General features: G+C 70.9%; 5 protein-coding genes. 3 read left to right on the forward strand and 2 right to left on the reverse strand.

Annotated features, from left to right (window positions below):
- Positions 1-251 precede the first annotated feature (251 nt).
- Both ABZT12_RS36775 and ABZT12_RS36780 read left to right on the forward strand, forming a co-directional pair.
- Positions 252-1403 carry a sensor histidine kinase gene (locus ABZT12_RS36775; RefSeq protein WP_356393395.1) on the forward strand — a complete coding sequence of 384 codons (1152 nt, stop codon included), beginning with the start codon at positions 252-254 and terminating at the stop codon, positions 1401-1403.
- Entirely contained in the window at positions 1400-2062 is a 663-nt protein-coding gene (locus ABZT12_RS36780) for a response regulator transcription factor (RefSeq protein ID WP_356393398.1), read from the forward strand. Before ABZT12_RS36775 ends, ABZT12_RS36780 begins: the two co-directional genes overlap by 4 nt.
- A gap of 156 nt (positions 2063-2218) precedes the next feature.
- On the opposite strand, the gene ABZT12_RS36785 is transcribed toward ABZT12_RS36780, so the two are convergent.
- Together ABZT12_RS36785 and ABZT12_RS36790 are read right to left on the reverse strand one after the other, a co-directional pair.
- Positions 2219-3427 carry an NAD(P)/FAD-dependent oxidoreductase gene (locus ABZT12_RS36785; RefSeq protein ID WP_356393401.1) on the reverse strand — a complete coding sequence of 403 codons (1209 nt, stop codon included), beginning with the start codon at positions 3425-3427 and terminating at the stop codon, positions 2219-2221.
- Complete coding sequence (locus ABZT12_RS36790; RefSeq protein WP_356393404.1) at positions 3424-3885, reverse strand: hypothetical protein; 462 nt, start codon at positions 3883-3885, stop codon at positions 3424-3426. Before ABZT12_RS36790 ends, ABZT12_RS36785 begins: the two co-directional genes overlap by 4 nt.
- A 100-nt stretch (positions 3886-3985) precedes the next feature.
- Between ABZT12_RS36790 and ABZT12_RS36795 the strand changes: the two genes are divergently transcribed.
- A complete protein-coding gene (locus ABZT12_RS36795) occupies positions 3986-4600 on the forward strand; it encodes a helix-turn-helix transcriptional regulator (protein ID WP_356393406.1) in 615 nt (204 codons plus the stop codon).
- Positions 4601-4829: the final 229 nt, after the last annotated feature.

Consider the following 4829-nt stretch of genomic DNA (forward strand, 5'->3'; position numbering starts at 1 on the left):
CGGCGGTGCGCAGCCGCTTGGGGTCCCCCACACTTGGGTGGGGGAGGCCCCCACCCCCGACCAAGGTACTCATGCCGGCCGCCTTCGCCCGTGGGCGTACGTCCGTGGGCCGATCCCGCGGGGGCGGCGGCTGGATAGTCTCGCGGGATGGATGCCATACCGACCACCCCGTTCCTCGTGCACGTCGCACAGCACGGTCCCCCTCTTGAGAGGCCGCACCAGCGATGACGAGAACGAGGACGGGGGCCTGCGTGGGAGGTGCCCTGTACCTCCTCGCGGTGGGTGCGCTCGTAGGAGGCGCACCGCAAGCTACGGGCACGGTCCGCGGTTTCGGGGCACTGCTTGCGGCGAGTCTGCTCGTCGGTGTGCTGCGACGCGTGCCGCTCCTGGCTCTGTCCATAGCGCTCTTGGGGTCCACCGCCGTGGTGGTGGGCCCCCCGGGCTCCGCCCGTGCGAGCGTGTCGGCCTCGTATCAAGGCCAGTTCCTGTCGTATCTCGCAGTGGACCTCGTCCTGGGCCTCATCGTCGCCACCGGCGCGCGGCGCGCTTCGATCGTCGCCCTGGCCGGATCCCTCACCGTCCAGCTCCTGGTCGTCGGCGGCTTCTCGCACGGGGACAACCTGATCGTGAACGTCGTGATCGCCCTGCTGGCGCTGGCCGCGGCCTGGACGTGCGGACTGTTGAGCCGCGAGCGCCGCGAGCACACGGTGGTGCTGCGTTCGCAGGAGGTGGCCGAGGCCGTGATCGCCGAACGGCTGCGGATCGCACGGGAGTTGCACGACATGGTCGCGCACAGCATCGGCATCATCGCCATCCAGGCCGGGGCGGCGAGCCAGGTCATCGGGACCCGGCCCACGGAGGCGGGTGAGGCATTGCGGGCCATCGAGGTCACCAGCAGGGAGACCCTGTCGGGCCTTCGGCGGACATTGGTGGCACTCCGTCAGGCAGACCTGGGTGCGGCGGCCTCGGGAAACCAGGCAGCCCTCGCCCCCTCGCCGGGTCTGGCGGACATCGACCGGTTGGCGGCGGCCACGGCCGACGCGGGGGTACATGTTGCTGTGCGCCGCAGTGGGGAGGAGCGCCCCCTGCCGGCCGACATCGACCTGTCCGCCTTCCGTATCGTGCAGGAGGCGCTGACCAACGTGGTCCGCCACGCGGGCACCGGAAGCTGTCGCGTGCTCATCGACTACGGAGACGAGGAGCTGTCCGTGGAGGTCGTCGACGATGGGCGCGGTGCCACCGAGAACAGCTCGGCCCACGGTTTCGGTCTCGTGGGCATGCGGGAGCGGGTCGCCCTGCTGTACGGCGACCTCAGTGCCGGGTCGCGACCCGAGGGCGGTTTCCGGGTGACGGCCCGGCTGCCTCTGCCCGGCCCTGCCGGGGTTCCGGTGGAAGCCCGATGACCGCCGGTCCTGTGCGCGTCGTACTCGCCGACGACCAGCCACTGGTGCGGTCCGGCCTGCGCCTGGTCATGGCCGATCACCCCGACCTGGAGGTCGTCGGCGAAGCCGCAACCGGTGCCGAGGCGGTCCAACTGGTCAGGAGCATCGGCCCGGACGTCGTGGTGATGGACATCCGGATGCCCGGCATGGACGGGATCGAGGCCACTCGCTTGATCACCGCCGGCCCGGCCGCGACGCGCGTCCTCGTCCTGACCACGTTCGACGAGGACGACTACGTCTACGGCGCGCTACGGGCCGGAGCGAGCGGCTTCGTGGTCAAGGACATGGCGCTGAACGACATCCTCGCGGCGATCCGCGTGGTCGCCGCCGGCGACGCACTGATCGCGCCGGGGGTCACGCGCCGGCTGATCGCCGACTTCGTCGGGCACCCCCCGCGGCGCTCCCCACGGCCGGTCGTGGGCATCACCGAGCGGGAACGGGAAGTCCTGACCCTCATCGGGCGCGGCCGGACGAACACCGAGATCGCGGAGGACCTCTTCATCACGGTGGCCACCACCAAGTCGCACGTGTCACGCCTGCTCACCAAACTGGGCGCCCGGGACCGGGTCCAACTCGTGATCACCGCCTATGAGATGGGGCTCGTCACGCTGCCCGGCTGAGCAAGCACCAACGCTTCGGCCACGTCCGGACGAAAGACGGGAAGCCGACCGCGGCCAGGGCCCGGGGTGACCGATCGGACCCCACCCGGCAGGCGCCGGGCGCGGTGCCGAACCCGAGGGTGGACGGCAGCCCGCTCCCGGCGGACGGGCTGGAGTTCACGTCAGCGGGGCCACCTTCGCGTCCCAGTCGATGTGGTGGTCGAACTGCCAGGCCATCTTCTCCGGGTTGATCAGCTTCATGGTCGCCGGCATCACGAGGTCGCGCAGGGCGCGGCCGACCGGGCCCGCGGTCTTGTTGCTGTTGGTGCGGGCACCGAGCTTGATGATGCGTTCGACGCGAGGCCGGCGCAGTTGTTCGTACGCCGCGAAAGCCAGGTCGTAGGGCAGGTCCCGCAGGCAGCGAGCCAGTTCGACGGCGCTTTCGACGGCGATGGAGGCGCCCTGTCCGGAACTGGACGAGGCGGCGTGGGCCGCGTCGCCGATCAGGGTCGTGCGGCCGTGGGTCCAGTTCGCGACCCTCGGCATGTTCTCCATCGGGCCGGTGATGAGGAGTTGGCCGGTGTCGGTACGGCTGATCATTTCGAGGGCGGGGGTGCGGTCGTCGGCGAAGGCGGTCCGCAGGGTGCGCATCCACTCCTCCGCGCCGATCGCCTGAGCCTGGGCGACAGTCATCGGGGCGCGGCGGGGCAGGTTCACGAACCACACCGCCGAGGAGTCGTCGAAGATCTGGTAGCCGAAGAACGCGCGCTTGCCGAAGCACATGTACATGACCCCGTTGGTGGAGGGCATCCCTGACCGGCTCATCCGCGCTCCGAAGCACACCAGTCCGGCGTAGTTCGGCTGCGGTGCGGCGGGGTCGATCAGGGAGCGGACCGTGGAGCGGATGCCGTCGGCGCCGATCAGGATGTCGGCGCGCGCCTCGGTACCGTCCGCGAAGTGCGCGGTGACACCGGAGCCGGTGCCGGTCGTGCCGGTCAGCCGCTTTCCGTGGTGGATGGGAACGGAGCGGCGCTCCGCCTCGTCGTGGAGCGCGCGGTAGAGATCGGCGCGCCAGACGAACTGCGGGGACGGGAGGCGGGAGGGCGGGGCGAACCTCGCGAGGGGCTTGCCCGTCCAGCTCCGTAGCCCCATGGCGGTGACCGGGGTGCCGATGGCGCGTACGAGGTCGCCCGCGGCGATCGCGTCGAGGGCGTTCTGGCCGTTCGGGGCGATGGTCATGCCGCCTCCGGCCCCGTCGGCCGTGTGCGCGTACGCCTCGTAGACGGCGGCCTGGATGCCTGCCTGGCGGAGCGCCATCGCGGCGACCGGGCCGGCGATACCGCCGCCGATGACGAGCGCGGTGCGGGCCTTGCCGATGCCGGTCATGACTTCTGCCCCCTCGAAGGGTCGTCGATCGTGGGTACGCCGCCGCTCTTGTGCGCGCGGCGCAGATCGTGGAGGTACGCGCGAGAGAACATCGCCGACATGATCGCGATGCCGCCGCGGTGGATGCGGATCTCGCTGTTCGCCGCAGAGCCGGACAGCCGGACCAGGCGGTCGGTCGCCTGGTCGCCGGCGGACGGGGACCGGGAGTCCTTGATGCGGCCGCGGGCGGTCCACCTCAGGTTCCAGTGGTCGACGGCGGTGCCGTCGTCGACGAGCAGCTTGACCATGGCCCGGTCCATGTCGAGGTGGATCTCGACCTGGTCGGGGAGGCCGGCGGAGCGGAGGTCGAGGACAGCGGCGCCGCAGCGGGCCTTGACCTCGAAGCGGCCGGCCTCCGTCCAGTCACCGAGGTGCTTGACGAGGTCGTGGTCGGAGTGGATGCGCTCGGTGAGGGGCATCGCGGTTGTTCCTCTCTGGGAGGTGCTTTGCGGACGAGTCGATAGTTGCAGTGACACTAGTCGCTCGTCAACTAGTTTCTCTGTGGCTACAATCGAGCCCATGACCGCATCCGCTCCGCGCAGTTCCCCCCTCGCCCTGACCGTCCTGGCCCTGCTGCACTACCAGCCGCTGCATCCCTACGGCATCCAGCGGCTGGTCAAGGACTGGGGCAAGGAGCAGGTCGTCAACGTCAGGCAGCGTGCGAGCCTCTACCGCACGATCGAGCGACTCAATGGCGACGGGCTGATCGCGGTCCGCGAGACCGGGCGCGATCAGCAGTACCCCGAGCGGACCGTGTACGAGGTCACCGGCACGGGGCGCGAGACCGCCCGCGCCTGGCTGGAGGAGATGCTCTCCGCGCCCAAGGAGGAGTTCCCGGAGTTCCCGGCCGCCCTCTCGAACCTTCTTCTGCTCACGTCCGACGAGATGGCGGACGTACTGGAGCGGCGGGTCGACGCTCTCACGGAGAAGCTCGACGGGCTGAAAGCGGCCATGGCCGCGGAGGCGGAGCGGGGGCTGCCGCGCATCACCCGCCTGGAGACCGAGTATCTGCGGGCCGTCACGGCTGCGGAGCTGGAGTGGGTGCGCGCGGTGGTCGAAGACCTGCGGGCCGGCAAGCTCTCGTGGACGAAGGAGCAGCTGGACGCCCTCGCGGCGGGGCCGGTGCAGGAGTGAACCCGCCCCCCGGGGCGTCCGCGAACCTGCACCGGCTCGCCGTCGTCGCCCCGTCTGGGCGGCAGCTGCCTGGCCGTCCGCCTTGCGGCAGCGCTGCCGGCCTCTCGACAGGCCGACCCCGCCCATCCCCAGTGGCCGCCGACCCCGCCCATCCCCAGTGGGCCTACACAACAAGGAGCACCCGACTGGTGTCCACCCCCACCGAACTCCCGACCGCACCGCAGTCGTT

It is taken from the genome of Streptomyces sp. NPDC005423, from assembly GCF_040606415.1.
Lineage (GTDB): Bacteria > Actinomycetota > Actinomycetes > Streptomycetales > Streptomycetaceae > Streptomyces.